The sequence below is a fragment of the Brevibacterium sp. genome, assembly GCF_031179145.1.
In the GTDB taxonomy this organism is placed as follows: domain Bacteria; phylum Actinomycetota; class Actinomycetes; order Actinomycetales; family Brevibacteriaceae; genus Brevibacterium.
The window spans coordinates 23,096-39,302 of record NZ_JAPSIB010000002.1 but is presented as its reverse complement, the minus strand read 5'-3'; the positions used below and the strand labels follow the sequence as shown (position 1 = coordinate 39,302).

At 63.6% G+C, this 16,207-nt stretch carries 13 protein-coding genes; 9 read left to right on the top strand and 4 right to left on the bottom strand.

What is annotated here, in order from left to right; all coding sequences use genetic code 11:
• The first annotated feature begins 13 nt into the window (after positions 1 to 13).
• Positions 14 to 3,886 (top strand): DNA-directed RNA polymerase subunit beta', encoded by a 3,873-nt coding sequence (locus tag RIT73_RS02160; protein ID WP_309130407.1) that lies wholly within the window; start codon positions 14 to 16, stop codon positions 3,884 to 3,886.
• 439 nt (positions 3,887 to 4,325) lie between these two features.
• On the opposite strand, the gene RIT73_RS02155 is transcribed toward RIT73_RS02160, so the two are convergent.
• The 4 genes from RIT73_RS02155 to RIT73_RS02140 form a co-directional block, all read right to left on the bottom strand.
• Positions 4,326 to 5,351 (bottom strand): ATP-dependent 6-phosphofructokinase, encoded by a 1,026-nt coding sequence (locus RIT73_RS02155; protein ID WP_309130406.1) that lies wholly within the window; start codon positions 5,349 to 5,351, stop codon positions 4,326 to 4,328.
• Complete coding sequence (locus RIT73_RS02150; protein ID WP_309130405.1) at positions 5,348 to 6,028, bottom strand: DUF1707 domain-containing protein; 681 nt, start codon at positions 6,026 to 6,028, stop codon at positions 5,348 to 5,350. The genes RIT73_RS02155 and RIT73_RS02150 overlap by 4 nt, the downstream gene beginning before the upstream one ends.
• Positions 6,029 to 6,203: 175 nt before the next feature.
• A complete protein-coding gene (gene katG, locus RIT73_RS02145; protein ID WP_309130404.1) occupies positions 6,204 to 8,453 on the bottom strand; it encodes a catalase/peroxidase HPI in 2,250 nt (749 codons plus the stop codon).
• An 85-nt stretch (positions 8,454 to 8,538) separates the two neighbouring features.
• A complete protein-coding gene (locus RIT73_RS02140) occupies positions 8,539 to 9,021 on the bottom strand; it encodes a Fur family transcriptional regulator (protein WP_309130403.1) in 483 nt (160 codons plus the stop codon).
• A gap of 421 nt (positions 9,022 to 9,442) precedes the next feature.
• On the opposite strand from RIT73_RS02140, the gene rpsL reads away from it, so the two are divergent.
• The 8 genes from rpsL (at position 9,443) to rplW (ending at position 16,188) form a co-directional block, all read left to right on the top strand.
• Positions 9,443 to 9,817, top strand: coding sequence for a 30S ribosomal protein S12 (gene rpsL / locus RIT73_RS02135; protein WP_113905427.1), 375 nt, complete (start codon positions 9,443 to 9,445; stop codon positions 9,815 to 9,817).
• Positions 9,817 to 10,287: a 30S ribosomal protein S7 gene (rpsG, locus tag RIT73_RS02130; RefSeq protein ID WP_113905428.1), complete on the top strand. Its 471-nt coding sequence runs from the start codon at positions 9,817 to 9,819 to the stop codon at positions 10,285 to 10,287. Before rpsL ends, rpsG begins: the two co-directional genes overlap by 1 nt.
• Before the next feature lie 93 nt (positions 10,288 to 10,380).
• Positions 10,381 to 12,486: an elongation factor G gene (fusA, locus tag RIT73_RS02125; protein ID WP_309130402.1), complete on the top strand. Its 2,106-nt coding sequence runs from the start codon at positions 10,381 to 10,383 to the stop codon at positions 12,484 to 12,486.
• Positions 12,487 to 12,603: 117 nt separating this feature from the next.
• Complete coding sequence (gene tuf / locus RIT73_RS02120) at positions 12,604 to 13,797, top strand: elongation factor Tu (RefSeq protein WP_309130401.1); 1,194 nt, start codon at positions 12,604 to 12,606, stop codon at positions 13,795 to 13,797.
• 439 nt (positions 13,798 to 14,236) lie between these two features.
• Entirely contained in the window at positions 14,237 to 14,545 is a 309-nt protein-coding gene (gene rpsJ, locus RIT73_RS02115) for a 30S ribosomal protein S10 (RefSeq protein ID WP_009379191.1), read from the top strand.
• 13 nt (positions 14,546 to 14,558) lie between these two features.
• Positions 14,559 to 15,233, top strand: coding sequence for a 50S ribosomal protein L3 (gene rplC, locus RIT73_RS02110; RefSeq protein ID WP_309130400.1), 675 nt, complete (start codon positions 14,559 to 14,561; stop codon positions 15,231 to 15,233).
• A gap of 5 nt (positions 15,234 to 15,238) precedes the next feature.
• Positions 15,239 to 15,892, top strand: coding sequence for a 50S ribosomal protein L4 (gene rplD / locus RIT73_RS02105; protein ID WP_309130399.1), 654 nt, complete (start codon positions 15,239 to 15,241; stop codon positions 15,890 to 15,892).
• Positions 15,889 to 16,188 carry a 50S ribosomal protein L23 gene (gene rplW / locus RIT73_RS02100; protein WP_309130398.1) on the top strand — a complete coding sequence of 100 codons (300 nt, stop codon included), beginning with the start codon at positions 15,889 to 15,891 and terminating at the stop codon, positions 16,186 to 16,188. Before rplD ends, rplW begins: the two co-directional genes overlap by 4 nt.
• The last annotated feature ends 19 nt before the right edge of the window (positions 16,189 to 16,207 follow it).

Genomic DNA, 16,207 nt, shown 5'->3' with positions numbered 1-16,207 from the left:
AAAGAGGATTTACGTGCCTGACGTCAATTTCTTTGATGAGCTGCGTATCGGTCTTGCCACCGCGGATGACATCCGCGGCTGGTCACACGGTGAGGTGAAAAAGCCTGAGACCATCAACTACCGAACCCTGAAGCCGGAGAAGGACGGACTCTTCTGCGAGAAGATCTTCGGCCCCACCCGCGACTGGGAATGCGCCTGCGGCAAGTACAAGCGCGTGCGCTTCAAGGGCATCATCTGTGAGCGCTGCGGCGTCGAGGTGACCCGGGCCAAGGTGCGCCGTGAGCGCATGGGCCACATCGAACTGGCCGCACCGGTCACCCACATCTGGTACTTCAAGGGCGTTCCCTCGCGTTTGGGCTACCTGCTCGATCTGGCTCCGAAGGACCTCGAGAAGGTCATCTACTTCGCGGCCTACATGATCACCTCGGTGGACGAGGAATCGCGCCACCGGGATCTGCCGAGCCTGCAGAACAAGATCGACGTCGAGAAGCAGCAGATCGGCTCGCGCCGGGATGCCGACATCGACCGTCGGGCCAAGAAGCTCGAAGAGGACCTGGCAGCAGTCGAGGCCGAGGGCGGCACCGCCCAGGCCAAGAAGAAGCTGCGTGACCAGGCCGACAAGGAGATGGAGAAGCTGCGGCGCAACGCCGATCGTGAGATCGAGCGCCTGGAACAGGTCTGGGACCGGTTCAAGAACCTCAAGGTCAACGACCTCGAAGGCGACGAGAGCCTGTACCGCGAGATGTTCCACCGCTTCGGCCTCTACTTCACGGGTGCGATGGGCGCCGAGGCGATCCAGAAGCGCCTGCTCGACTTCGACCTCCAGGCCGAGTCCGAGAAGCTGCGCGAGCTCATCCAGACCGGCAAGGGGCAGCGCAAGACCCGTGCGCTCAAGCGCCTCAAGGTCGTCAATGCGTTCATGACCACCGACAACAACCCCGAGGGCATGGTCCTCGACGTCGTTCCGGTGATCCCGCCGGAGTTGCGCCCGATGGTGCAGCTCGACGGTGGCCGCTTCGCGACCTCGGACCTCAACGACCTCTACCGTCGTGTGATCAACCGCAACAACCGCCTCAAGCGTCTGCTCGACCTGGGTGCCCCCGAGATCATCGTCAACAACGAGAAGCGGATGCTGCAGGAAGCCGTCGACTCGCTGTTCGACAACGGTCGTCGCGGCCGCCCCGTGACCGGGCCGGGCAACCGCCCGCTCAAGTCGCTGTCCGACATGCTCAAGGGCAAGCAGGGACGCTTCCGGCAGAACCTGCTCGGTAAGCGCGTCGACTACTCGGGCCGTTCGGTCATCGTCGTCGGACCGCAGCTGAGCCTGCACCAGTGCGGTCTGCCCAAGACCATGGCCCTGGAGCTGTTCAAGCCCTTCGTGATGAAGCGCCTGGTCGATCTCAACCACGCGCAGAACATCAAGTCGGCCAAGCGGATGGTCGAACGTCAGCACCCGCAGGTGTGGGACGTGCTCGAAGAGGTCATCACCGAACATCCGGTGCTGCTCAACCGTGCACCGACGCTGCACCGTCTGGGCATCCAGGCATTCGAGCCGCAGCTCATCGAGGGCAAGGCCATCCAGCTGCACCCGCTCGTCTGCTCGGCGTTCAACGCCGACTTCGACGGTGACCAGATGGCCGTCCACCTGCCGCTGAGCCCCGAGGCGCAGGCCGAGGCCCGCATCCTCATGCTCTCGGCAAACAACATCCTCAAGCCCTCCGACGGCAAGCCCGTGACCATGCCTTCGCAGGACATGATCATCGGCCTCTACCACCTCACCTCGGAGCGCAAGGGACTGGCCGGCGAAGGCCGCGCCTTCTCCGGACTCGGCGAAGCCATCATGGCCTTCGACCGCGGAGAGCTCGACCTCGGTTCGGTCATCACGATCCGTCTCGAGAACGTCGTCCCCGGCGACGAACTCGAGGTGCCTGAGGGCTGGGAGGCCGGCGACCCGCTCGACGTGCAGACCACCCTGGGCCGGGCGCTGTTCAACGACTTCCTGCCCGAGGACTACGTCTTCATCAACTCGACGGTCGACAAGAAGGCGCTGAGCCGGATCGTCAACCACCTCGCCGAGGAATACCCCAAGGTCGAGGTCGCCCACACCCTGGACAACTTCAAGTCCAACGGCTTCTACTGGGCGACTCGCTCCGGCATCACGGTTGCCATGTCCGACGTCGTCTCCCCGGAGGCCAAGACGGAGATCATCGACCACGCCGAGGCGCTCGACACCAAGGTGCAGCAGCAGTACGAACTCGGTGCGCTCACCGACGACGAACGCCGCAACGAGCTGGTCAAGCTGTGGACCGAGACGACCGAGAAGGTCGACGAGGTCATGCGGACGAACTTCCCGGAGGAGAACTCGGTCCTGCGTCTGGTCGAGTCCGGTGCCTCCGGTAACTGGATGCAGGTCCGTCAGCTCGCGGGTATGCGCGGACTGGTGACGAACCCGAAGGGTGAGATCATCCCGCGTCCGATCACCTCGAACTACCGCGAAGGTCTGTCGGTGCTGGAGTACTTCATCGCTTCGCACGGTGCCCGTAAGGGTCTCGCCGACACGGCTCTGCGTACCGCTGACTCCGGTTACCTGACCCGTCGACTCGTCGACGTGTCCCAGGACGTCATCGTCCGCACCGCGGAGACCGACTCGAACAAGGGCATCACCCTGCCCGTGGCCGAGCGCGATCACGAGGGCAACCTGGTTCCGCACGAGTTCGTCGAGACCAGCCTCTACGGTCGGCTCACCGTCTCCGACGTCACCGACGCCGACGGCAACGTCATCGTTCCGGCGAAGACCGACGTCATCGGCGACACCATCGACAAGCTGGTGGCTGCGGGCATCACCGAGCTCAAGGTCCACTCGGTCCTGACCGCGGACTCGGACGTCCAGATCTCGGCCATGCACTACGGCCGGTCGATGGCCACCGGAAAGCTCGTCGACATCGGTGAGGCGATCGGAACCGTCGCCGCCCAGTCGATCGGTGAGCCGGGTACCCAGCTGACCATGCGTACCTTCCACACCGGTGGTGTGGCTGCGTCCTCGGGTGACATCACCCAGGGTCTGCCGCGTGTGACCGAGCTCTTCGAAGCCCGGACGCCGAAGGGCTTCGCTCCCATCGCCGAGGCGACGGGTCGGGTCAAGGTCGACGACAGCCGCAAGACCCGCTTCGTCATCATCACCCCGGACGACGGCAGCGAGGAGATCGAGCACGCAGTGTCCAAGCGTGCCCGCCTCCTCGTCGAGGACGGTCAGAACGTCAAGGCCGGTGACCAGCTCGTCGTCGGCGCCGTCGACCCGAAGCAGGTGCTGCGGATCCGTGGCCGCCGCGAGGCGGAGCGCTTCCTCGTCGAGCAGGTGCAGAAGGTGTACCGCTCGCAGGGTGTGGGTATCCACGACAAGCACATCGAGGTCATCGTGCGGCAGATGCTGCGCCGCGTCACCGTGATCGAATCCGGCGACACGACGCTGCTGCCGGGCGAGCTGGTCGACCGTGGACGCTACCAGGCGGAGAACCGTCGGGTGGTCGCCGAAGGCGGCCAGCCCGCGTCTGCTCGTGACGAGCTGATGGGCATCACGAAGGCCTCGCTGGCCACCGAGTCGTGGCTGTCGGCCGCCTCCTTCCAGGAGACGACCCGCGTCCTCACCGAGGCGGCGATGGAAGGCAAGTCGGACACGCTGCTGGGTCTGAAGGAGAACGTCATCCTCGGTAAGCTGATCCCGGCCGGCACCGGCCTCCAGACGCACCGCAACATCGTTGTGGAGCCGACGGAGGAGGCAAAGGCGGAGATGTTCACCAACAGCTATGGCGACTTCTACGCCGGCATCGGCAACGATTCCGGTTCGGCCATTCCGCTGGAAGACTACGACTACGGAGCCTTCAACTGAAGCTGAGCTGATCGGCAGGCGCTGAGCCGATCGGCCGGCGCTGAGCCGACCGGCACAGACAGACGCCGCGGGGCACTCACCATCTGGTGGGTGCCCCGCGGCGTTTCCACATGCTGTGGCGTTTCCACGTCTTGCCGCGTGTTGCGGCGCTTCCACATCCTGCCGCGTGTTGCGGCGTTTCCACATCCTGCGCGTTGGCGGACTGGCGCGCCGGACGGGTTTGGTTCCGTTGGGTTCGGTTCGAAGACGTCATTTCTGCAAGAACTTGTTGTTGGAGAATCGACGTTATCCGCCCGGAATGTGCGGCTGCGGAACTTCTTCCTGCAGAATGCATTTCTCAGCGCAATTTCGGCCGCCGAAACCGCCGTCCTACCCAACGCTGACGCCGCCGCCGTCCCCGACGCTGACGCTGACGCCGCCGCCGACGAACCCCCAGTGCCTAGCCGAAGAGGACTCTCGCCTCGTCCCATCGGGAAGCGGGAACGTATTTGATGCTGTGGACCGCATCCGTCATCTCCACAGCGACGATGTCCGTGCCCTTGAGGCTCGCCATCGTGCCCCACCGGCGCTCGACGGCGAGATCGGCCGCAGCCATCCCGAAACGCGTCGACAGCACCCTGTCGTAGGCGGTGGGAGAGCCACCGCGCTGCAGGTGGCCGAGGATCGTGGCCCGGGACTCGATCCCCGTGACCTCCTCGATCCGCGGCGCCAAGTAGTTCGCGATCCCACCGAGGCGAGTCCGGCCCCTGCTGTCGAGACCGTTGTCGGCGACCTGCTCGTCGAGGCCCTCGGGGATGAACCCCTCGGCGACGACGACGATCGGGGCACGGCCGCGGTCGCGGGCCGAGGTCACCCAGTCCCCGATCTGCTCGAAGCTGACGGGGAACTCGGGCATCAGGATGGCGTGCGCCCCGGCAGCCATCCCGGCATGCAGCGCGATCCAGCCGACATTGCGACCCATCACCTCGATGACCATGCAGCGGTGATGGGACTCCGCCGTCGTGCGGAGCCGATCGATGGCCTCCGTGGCGATCGACTGTGCTGTGTCGAAGCCGAATGTATAGTCGGTGGCATCGAGGTCGTTGTCGATCGTCTTCGGCACACCGATGATGGGCAGTCCCTCGTCGTGGACGAGCCGCGCGGCACCGGAGAGCGTTCCCTCACCGCCGATCGCGATGATCGCATCGAGCTCGTGCCGGGCGATCACCTCGCGCATCTGCCCGGGCCCACCTCCCTCATAGGGGTGGGTCCGGGAGGTGCCGAGGATCGTGCCGCCGCGACCCGACAGTCCCCGGACGTCGAGCATCGACATCTCGAAGACGTCGTCCTCGAGCAGACCTCGCCAGCCGTCGCGGATCCCGACGAACGATGAGTGATGCGCGAGAATGCCCTTGCGGACGATTCCGCGGATGACAGCGTTGAGTCCGGGGCAGTCGCCGCCGGATGTGAGAACACCGATTCTCAATGAAGAGACCTCTGATCTTTCGGTCGGTAGCCTTTGGCCAGTCGGACGTCGTGGCCGGCCATGAGGGAGAAGCCCTTGAGGACGAGGGTTCCGTTCGACCCGTCGCCGCGGGCATCGCGCTTGACCTCGTTGCCGGCGAGGAGGTTGATCGTCTCGTCCCGGATCCTCACCCCTGGCGGGACGTAGATGGTGTGTCCGGCCCACATCGCGAAGGATGTGACCGTCAGCGTGACGCCGGGTCCCATCACCTCGCATAGGTCGATGTCGTCGCCGCCCATGAGAGCGTAGGTGGTCACCTCGGCGGTGCCTGCTGGAACATCGACTTCGCGGCCGGAGAGGACTGCCAGGGAGTTGACGGGGTTCGAGGACCCGGGAGGGGCGATGGGGGAGAGGGGAGCCGGTCCCCGCTGGGCTCGCGGGCTGATCTCACCGGAGGGGGCGATCCCGGATTGGAGCTGCAGCGTGCTGTAGAGATCGTGGCCTTCGGGGAGGTCCTCGATGAGCGGCATCAGTTCGTCGAGGAACTTCGCGGCGATGGCAGCGTCCTGCCGCTCGGCCGTCTCCTCGGGGTCCAATCGCCCATTGCTCACGGCATCCGTGATGACGCCGAGAACGGCGTCGCGATCCCGGTCGGCAGCCCGGATTCTCGGTGGGGGAGGCAGTTCGGATTGGGGCATGCCAACAGTGTAACGGGGGCCACCCGAAAGGCGACTTGGCGACTGCGCGGAGTCCGGTCCGGAGGAGAGGTGGAGGGACATGCCGAAGGGCCGTGTCCCACCGCAATCGGCGGAACACGGCCCTTTCAGACGCTCGGATCAGATCAGATCGGATCAGAGGAGATCAGTGCGCTGTTCAGTTCACGAGCACAGGCTGCTTGCGCTGGCTGGCCGGGGCGCGATCGAGGTCGAAGCGGTCCGCCTCGACGACCTTCGTCCAGGCCTTGACGAAGTCCTTCACGAACTTCTCCTTGGCATCGTCGGAGCCGTACACCTCGACGAGGGCCCGCAATTCGGAGTTGGCGCCGAAGAGCAGGTCGAAGCGGGTTCCCGTCCACAGCTTCTCACCCTCGGGGGAGTAGCACTCGAAGACGGTAGCGGTCTCGGATTCCCCAACGGGCTTCCAGGTGTTGCCGAGCTCGAGCAGGTTGACGAAGAAGTCGTTCGTCAGCACGCCCGGGCGGTCGGTGAGCACACCGTGATCCGAGTCCTCGAAGTTGGCCCCGAGGACGCGAAGGCCGCCGAGGAGCACGGTCATCTCCGGTGCGGTGAGACCGAGGAGGTTGGCGCGGTCGAGCAGCAGGAACTCGGCCTTGAGCGGCAGACCGTCCGTCAGGTAGTTGCGGAAACCGTCATGCAGCGGCTCCAGGTAGGAGAACGAGTCGACGTCCGTCTGCTCCTGGGTGGCATCTCCACGACCGGTGGTGACCGGAACGGTGATGTTCACGCCGGCAGCCTGGGCGGCGGTCTCGACGCCAACGGCGCCGGCGATCGCGACGACATCGGCGAAGGACGCCCCGGTCTGCTCCGCAATGCTCTCCAACACCTCGATGACATGGGCCAGCTGGGTCGGTTCGTTGGCTTCCCAGCTGCGCTGCGGCTCGAGGCGCAGACGTCCGCCGTTGACTCCACCGCGCAGGTCGGAGACGCGGTGCGACGAGGCCGCCGCCCAGGTGGTCTTGACCAGCTGGGAGACGCTCAGGCCCGATTCGCGCACAGCTGCCTTGACGGCCTCGAGCTGATCGGCCGAGAGCGGAGTGCCGGCCGGAACCGGATCCTGCCAGAGGAGCTCCTCGCTCGGAGCCTCGGGGCCGAGGTAGCGCGTGGCCGGTCCCATGTCACGGTGGGTGAGCTTGAACCAGGCGCGGGCGAATGCGTCTTCGAAGGCCTTCTGGTCGTCCTTGAAACGACGCGAGATCTTCTCGTAGGCGGGGTCGAAGCGCAGTGCGAGGTCGGTGGTGAGCATGCGAGGCTCACGCCGGCCCTCACCGTGGGCCATCGGCACCATGTCGTCGCCGCCGCCGTCGACCGGACGCCACTGCAGGTGACCGCCGTCGTTCTCGAAGACCTCCCACTCGTAGGCGAAGAGGATGTGGAAGAACTCGTTGTCCCAGCGGGTCGGGTGGTAGGTCCAGGTGACTTCGATGCCGCTGCCGATGGTGTCGTTTCCGTGACCGGTGCCGAAGGCGGACTTCCAGCCCAGGCCCTGATCCTCGATCGCAGCACCCTCGGGGTCGGCTCCCTTGTGAGACTCCGGTCCCGCACCGTGGGTCTTGCCGAAGGTGTGACCGCCGGCGATGAGGGCGACGGTCTCTTCGTCGTTCATCGCCATACGTCCGAAGGTCTCGCGGATGTCGTGGGCCGACTTGACCGGGTCCGGCTCGCCCTCGGGGCCCTCGGGGTTGACGTAGATGAGGCCCATGTGGGTCGCAGCCAGCGGCTTCTGGAGCTCACGTTCGCCCGAGAAGCGCTTGTCGGTGGCCAGCCACTCGGTCTCCGAGCCCCAGTAGACGTCGTTGTCCGGCTCCCAGACGTCCTTGCGGCCGCCGGCGAAGCCGAACGTCTCGAAGCCCATGGACTCGAGAGCGACGTTTCCGGCGAGGATGAAGAGGTCGGCCCAGGAGATCTTCTTGCCGTACTTCTTCTTCACCGGCCACAGCAGACGGCGAGCCTTGTCGAGGCCGACGTTGTCGGGCCACGAGTTCAGCGGCGCGAAGCGCTGCTGGCCCTCGCTGCCGCCGCCGCGTCCGTCCATGACGCGGTACGTGCCGGCGGAGTGCCAGGCCATGCGGATCATGAAGGGGCCGTAGTGGCCGAAGTCTGCCGGCCACCAGTCAAGGCTGTTCTCCTGCAGCTCTTCGAGGTCGGCCTTGAGGGCGAAGTAGTCGAGTTCGCTGAATTCGGCGTCGTAGTCGAAGTCAGGATCCATGGGATCGCCGGCGGGCTGGTTCTTGGCCAGGATCTTGAGGTTGAGGCGGTTGGGCCACCAGTGGGAGTTGGCGTCGCCCTGCACAGGATTGACCAGGCCTGCGGGGGCCTCCTGTGGTGCATTGGCTCCCGCGCCGTGGACAACCGGGCAGCCGCCCGTGATTGTGGTATCGGTCATTGTGTTCCTTTCGCTGTCGAGCCCGTGCTCGGGCTCGGATGATGTCAACGGCATGGTCGGCAGCGCCGGGCAGACGACGGCCGTATCAAGCTGCAGAGGAGGATTCGGAGCGCTCGCGCTCCTGCTCCGGTGTGTCGACGGCACAGTCGGAACACAGTCCCCAGAACGTCACCTCAGCCTGTTCGACGATGAATCCGTGATCATGTGAAGGGGTCAGGCACGGCGCCCGCCCGATCGTGCAGTCGACATCGACGATGAGGTTGCACGATCGACACACGAGGTGGTGATGGTTGTCGCCGACTCGCCGTTCATAGCGAGCCAACGAACCCGACGGTTGGATGCATCGGACGAGTCCCACCTCGGTGAGGGCGTGGAGCGAGTCATACACGGCCTGGTGGGAGACCTCGGGGAGGTCCTCCCGCACTGCGCGGATGACAGTCTCGGTGTCTGCATGCGGGTGAGTGTCCACCGCCTGCAGAACCGCGACCCGCTGTTTGGTCACGCGCAGCGAACTGTTCCGCAAGGCTGCGGAACAGTCCTCGGCGCGCTTCTGTTCTTCCTCTGACACATCACCAGCTTGACGGCTTGTTTTGAATCAGTCAAGGAAACGGTCCCTGATCTCAATGGGAGAGACGTGTCCTTGATCGCACTCGACCTCGTCCGCTTTGACCAGATGCACGCGGCCGCGATAATCTGAGATGCGACTGATTGTGTTATCTACGAGGTCGGACGATCGCGCCGGGTGTTTTGTGAGGCCCGGAATCACTGTGTGAGTTCTTCCCAGTAGGCCGTGCGATGAGACGGGCTCGGGTACGTGTGGCTTTGCGACACTCCCGACCGCGGGTCACGTGGCGTCGCACGGTTACTGGCATCGGGAGTCGAGCTTCACCCGGTGTTCAGTCGGATATGTCCCACGGTTCACAAACACGGCAACCGCCGTGGCCGGATGTGGGAATTAGGTTTATCGAGAAGCAGATGGAGAACGCTTAGTGCCGACAATCCAGCAGCTCGTCCGCAAAGGGCGGCATAACAAATCCGCAGGATCGAACAGTCCTGCCCTGAAGGGGAGCCCGCAGCGTCGTGGCGTGTGCACCCGTGTCTACACCACCACCCCCAAGAAGCCGAACTCGGCTCTTCGCAAGGTCGCTCGTGTCAAGCTCTCGAGCCAGATCGAAGTGACCGCATACATCCCCGGCGAAGGTCACAACCTGCAGGAGCACTCGATCGTGCTCGTGCGCGGCGGCCGCGTCAAGGATCTGCCAGGTGTGCGCTACCGGATCGTGCGCGGCTCGCTCGACACCCAGGGTGTCAAGGGCCGTCAGCAGGGACGCAGCCACTACGGTGCGAAGAGGGAGAAGAAGTAATGCCACGTAAAGGTCCTGCACCCAAGCGACCCATCGTCGTCGACCCGGTCTTCAACTCGCCGCTCGTCACGCAGCTGATCAACAAGATCCTGCTCGACGGCAAGCGTTCGACCGCAGAGCGCATCGTCTACGGCGCCCTCGAAGGCACCCGGGAGAAGAACGGCAACGATCCCGTTGCCAACCTGAAGAAGGCTCTGGACAACATCCGTCCGTCGCTCGAGGTCCGCTCCCGCCGTGTCGGCGGCGCGACCTACCAGGTTCCGGTCGATGTCCGTCCCGCTCGTTCGACCACGCTGGCTCTGCGCTGGCTCGTCGGATACTCGCGTCAGCGGCGCGAGAAGACGATGACCGAGCGCCTCATGAATGAGATCCTCGACGCGAGCAACGGCCTCGGCGCCGCTGTCAAGCGCCGCGAGGACACCCACAAGATGGCCGAGTCCAACAAGGCCTTCGCCCACTACCGCTGGTAATCGCCGCCCCCGCCTCCGCAGACAGAACGGAATCCTTCGATCGGTCTGCGGGGCGGGGGAGTCGATCAAGTCATCGATTGAGAGAGAGACACCGTGGCACTTGACGTGCTCACCGACCTGAAAAAGGTCCGCAACATCGGCATCATGGCCCACATCGATGCCGGTAAGACAACCACGACCGAACGCATCCTCTTCTACACCGGTGTGAACTACAAGCTCGGCGAGACCCACGACGGTGCCTCGACGATGGACTGGATGGAGCAGGAGCAGGAGCGCGGCATCACGATCACCTCGGCTGCCACCACCTGCTACTGGCACGACAACCAGATCAACATCATCGACACTCCCGGTCACGTCGACTTCACCGTCGAGGTCGAGCGCTCGCTGCGCGTCCTCGACGGCGCCGTCGCCGTGTTCGATGGCAAGGAAGGCGTTGAGCCGCAGTCCGAGACGGTGTGGCGCCAGGCGGACAAGTACAACGTCCCGCGCGTGTGCTTCGTCAACAAGATGGACAAGCTCGGTGCGGACTTCTACTACACCGTGCAGACCATCAAGGACCGCCTCGGAGCCAAGCCGCTGGTCATCCAGCTGCCGATCGGTGCCGAGTCCGAGTTCCAGGGTATCGTCGACCTGCTTGAGATGAAGGCCTACATCTGGCCGGACGAGTCCAAGAAGGGTCAGGACATGACCGAGATCGAGATCCCTGCGGATCTCAAGGACAGAGCCGAAGAGTACCGGACCCAGCTCGTCGAAGATGTGGCCGAGGCCACCGAAGAGCTGATGGAGAAGTACCTCGAGGGCGAAGAGCTCTCGGTCGACGAGCTCAAGACCGGTATCCGGTCCCTCGTCGTCAACTCCCAGGCCTTCCCGGTCATGTGCGGCTCGGCGTTCAAGAACAAGGGCGTCCAGCCCATGCTCAACGCCGTCATCGACTACCTCCCCTCGCCTCTCGACGTGCCGCCGATGATCGGCCACGCGCTGAACAACGAGGACGAGGAGATGACCCGCAAGCCGAACGTCGAGGAGCCGTTCTCGGCTCTCGCGTTCAAGGTGGCTGCGCACCCGTTCTACGGTTCGCTGACCTATGTCCGCGTCTATTCCGGTCGGGTCGACTCCGGTGCTCAGGTGCTCAACACCACCTCGGGCAAGAAGGAGCGCATCGGCAAGCTGTTCCAGATGCACTCCAACAAGGAGAACCCGGTAGAAGAGGCCATCGCGGGACACATCTACGCGTTCATCGGCCTCAAGGACACCACTACCGGTGACACCTTGTGCGACATCAACCAGCCCATCGTCCTCGAGTCGATGTCCTTCCCGGACCCGGTGATCTTCGTCGCCATCGAACCGAAGACGAAGAGCGACCAGGAGAAGCTGTCGCTGGCCATTCAGAAGCTCGCCAAAGAGGACCCGACGTTCTCGGTCAACCGCAATGAGGAGACCGGACAGACGGAAATCGGCGGCATGGGTGAGCTGCATCTCGACATCCTCGTCGATCGCATGAAGCGTGAGTTCAAGGTCGAGGCGAACATCGGCAAGCCCCAGGTGGCCTACCGTGAGACGATTCGCCGCAAGGTCGAGAAGTACGACTACACCCACAAGAAGCAGACGGGTGGGTCGGGCCAGTTCGCGAAGGTCCAGGTCACCATCGAGCCTCTCGCGGTCGAAGGCGATACAGTTTACGAGTTCGAGAATGCCGTCACCGGAGGCCGCGTGCCCCGTGAGTACATTCCGAGCGTCGACGCCGGCATCCAGGACGCCATGCAGCTCGGTGTCCTCGCCGGCTACCCGCTGGTCGGGATCAAGGCCACTCTGGTCGATGGTGCCTACCACGATGTCGACTCCTCGGAGATGGCATTCAAGATCGCCGGATCGATGGTCTTGAAAGAGGCCGTGCGGAAGGCGAACCCGGTTCTGCTGGAACCAGTCATGGACGTCGAGGTGCGCACCCCTGAGGAATACATGGGTGACGTCATCGGCGACCTGAATTCCCGGCGTGGCCAGATGCAGTCCATGGACGACGCTTCCGGTGTGAAGGTCATCCGGGCTCTGGTCCCGCTGTCGGAGATGTTCGGCTACATCGGAGATCTGCGGTCGAAGACCCAGGGACGTGCGGTGTACTCGATGCAGTTCTCCAGCTATGCGGAGGTCCCGAAGGCAGTCGCCGACGAGATCGTCCAGAAGATGCGTGGCGGAGAGTAATCTCCGGTCCCCGATCTGTCCGCGGTGAGGAGAACCTCCCCACCGTGTATGAAAGAAAACCAACAAAGGTCTAAGATATGAACCGCATATCTTTTGCCAACCACGAGGAGGAACCCAGTGGCAAAGGCTAGTTTCGATAGGACTAAGCCGCACGTCAACATTGGTACCATTGGCCACGTTGACCACGGAAAGACCACCTTGACCGCCGCGATCACCAAGGTCCTGGCGGACAAGTACCCAGATCTCAACGAAGCTCGCGCCTTCGACCAGGTGGACAACGCACCTGAAGAGAAGGAGCGCGGCATCACCATCAACGTCTCGCACGTTGAGTACCAGACCGAGAAGCGTCACTACGCTCACGTCGATGCACCTGGTCACGCCGACTACATCAAGAACATGATCACCGGTGCTGCTCAGATGGACGGCGCGATCCTCGTGGTTGCCGCCACCGACGGTCCGATGCCGCAGACCCGTGAGCACGTGCTGCTCGCTCGTCAGGTTGGCGTGCCCTACATCGTCGTGGCTCTGAACAAGTCCGACATGGTCGAAGACGAAGAGCTCCTCGAGCTCGTCGAATTCGAGGTTCGCGACCTGCTCTCGAGCCAGGACTTCGACGGCGACAACGCTCCTGTTGTCCAGGTCTCCGCTCTCAAGGCGCTGGAAGGCGACGAGAAGTGGGTTTCCACCGTTGAAGAGCTCATGAACCAGGTCGACGAATTCGTTCCGGAGCCGGAGCGCGACGTCGACAAGCCCTTCCTCATGCCTGTGGAAGACGTCTTCACGATCACCGGTCGTGGAACCGTCGTCACCGGTCGTGTGGAGCGCGGTGTGCTCCTGCCGAACGAGGAAATCGAGATCGTCGGCATCAAGCCGACCTCCTCGAAGACCACCGTCACGGCGATCGAGATGTTCCGCAAGACCCTGCCTGACGCACGTGCAGGTGAGAACGTCGGTCTGCTGCTGCGCGGAACCAAGCGCGAAGACGTGGAGCGCGGTCAGGTCATCGTGAAGCCGGGTTCGATCACCCCTCACACCAAGTTCGAAGGTCAGGTCTACATCCTGAGCAAGGACGAGGGTGGACGCCACAACCCGTTCTACTCGAACTACCGTCCGCAGTTCTACTTCCGCACCACGGACGTCACCGGCGTCATCACGCTGCCTGAGGGCACCGAGATGGTCATGCCCGGCGACAACACCGACATGTCGGTCGAGCTCATCCAGCCGATCGCCATGGAAGAGGGCCTCCGCTTCGCCATCCGCGAAGGTGGACGCACCGTCGGCGCCGGTCGAGTGACCAAGATCGTCGAATGATCTGAATCCGACAGTCCGCCGGACCACATGGTCTGACTGATTGCCGCTAAAGAGCCCCGGTCCATCTGGACCGGGGCTCTTTCGCGTCCGCGACCGTTATGACATCGCTCACAAGTCCGATGCCCGGAATTGCGCGGCGAGAATGGTATGTGACAAGATAGTGAAGTTGCGTTTTGAGCGTTGACCCCTGCACTGCGGTGGAGACACCGCGAACAGCTCGAAACACTATCGGATCGATGAATCTGCCCTGACGCGGGTTCGGACCGAGCAGCCAATGAGTAGCAGCGCCGTCGGCGCGGAAGATGATTCGCAAGAATTCGTTTTCCGGAAAATGCCGACACGCCCGACCTCGGGGGTCGGTCATGGTCAGCCGGCACAGACACCAACCGCCACGGTTGGAAGTTGATGGCCGGAAGGAACTAAAGAAAGAGACGACGCCATGGCGGGACAGAAGATCCGCATTCGGCTCAAGTCGTACGACCACGCTGTGATTGACAGTGCCGCGCGCAAGATCGTGGACACCGTCACTCGCGCAGGTGCGACTGTTGTGGGCCCCGTGCCGTTGCCAACGGAGAAGAACGTGTACTGCGTCATCCGTTCGCCGCACAAGTACAAGGACAGCCGTGAGCACTTCGAGATGCGCACGCACAAGCGTCTGATCGACATCGTCGATCCGACGCCGAAGGCTGTCGATTCGCTCATGCGTCTCGACCTCGCTGACGACGTCAACATCGAGATCAAGCTCTAAGGGAGAGGGAAAGATGGCGAATAACCGTTCCTCCGCTCTCCCGACCACCCGCAAGGTCAAAGGCCTTCTGGGAACCAAACTGGGGATGACCCAGGTCTGGGATGAGCAGAACAAGCTCGTGCCGGTGACCGTTGTGGCCACCGGAAACAATGTCGTGACTCAGATCCGCAACGAGGAAACCGATGGTTACCCCGCTGTGCAGATCGCCTACGGCGAGATCGACCCGCGCAAGGTCAACAAGCCGACTGCAGGCCACTTCGAGAAGGCCGGTGTGACCCCACGCCGTCACCTCGTCGAACTGCGCACCGCAGACGCAGCCGACTACGCGCTGGGCCAGGAACTCGGAGTCGACACGTTCGACGCCGGGATCAAGGTCGATGTGACCGCGAAGACCAAGGGCAAGGGAACCGCCGGTGTCATGAAGCGTCACGGCTTCTCCGGCGTCGGTGCCTCCCACGGTGCCCACCGCAACCACCGCAAGCCCGGTTCTATCGGTGGAGCAGCAACCCCAGGCCGTGTCTTCAAGGGCATGCGCATGGCCGGTCGCATGGGTGCGGTCAAGCACACCACCCAGAACCTCACGATCCACGCCGTGGACACCGAGAACAACTTCCTGCTCATCAAGGGTGCCGTTCCCGGCCCCAAGGGTGCAGTCGTTCTCGTTCGCTCGGCCGCGAAGGAGGCCTGAACGATATGACTGATGTACAGACAGTCGACGTCGTCGATGCCACTGGCGCCAAGACCGGCACCGCTGAGCTGCCCGCCGAGATCTTCGGCGTGCAGACCAACGTGCCGCTGATCCACCAGGTTGTGGTGGCTCAGCTCGCAGCCGCTCGCCAGGGCACCCATAAGACCAAGACCCGCTCGGAAGTGCGCGGTGGCGGTCGCAAGCCCTACCGTCAGAAGGGAACCGGCAACGCCCGTCAGGGTTCGATCCGCGCTCCTCAGTACAACGGCGGCGGCATCGTGCACGGACCGGTCCCGCGCGACTACTCGCAGCGGACCCCCAAGAAGATGAAGGCAGCCGCTCTGCGCGGCGCTCTCTCGGACCGTGCACGCCTCAACCAGGTGTTCGTTGTGAAGAACCTGGTCACCGGTGATGCGCCGTCGACCAAGCAGGCGAAGCTTGCTCTGGCCGGCCTGTCGGACCGCAAGAACACCCTCGTGGTGATCGACCGTGACGACGAGCTCACCTACTTGAGCGTTCGCAACCTGCCTCACGTTCACGTGCTCACCTCCGACCAGCTCAACACCTATGATGTGCTGATCGCCGATGACATCGTGTTCACCGAAGCAGCACTGCAGACGTTCCTGGGCGGACGTAGCGTATCGGAGGACGCATCATGAGTCTCAACCTCAAGGACCCGCGCGATATCATCATCGCACCGGTCGTCTCGGAGAAGACCTACACCCTGATGGACGAGGGGAAGTACACCTTCATCGTCGATCAGAGGTCGAACAAGACCGAGATCAAGAATGCCATTGAATCGATCTTCGGTGTGCAGGTTGCCAAGGTCAACACCCTGAATCGTCAGGGCAAGCGCCGTCGCACCCGCACCGGTTGGGGAAAGCGCAAGGACACCAAGCGTGCCATTGTCGCCCTCAAGGACGGATCGATCGACATCTTCGGTGGATCGCTCTAAGCGATCCTTCGTCAAAGAA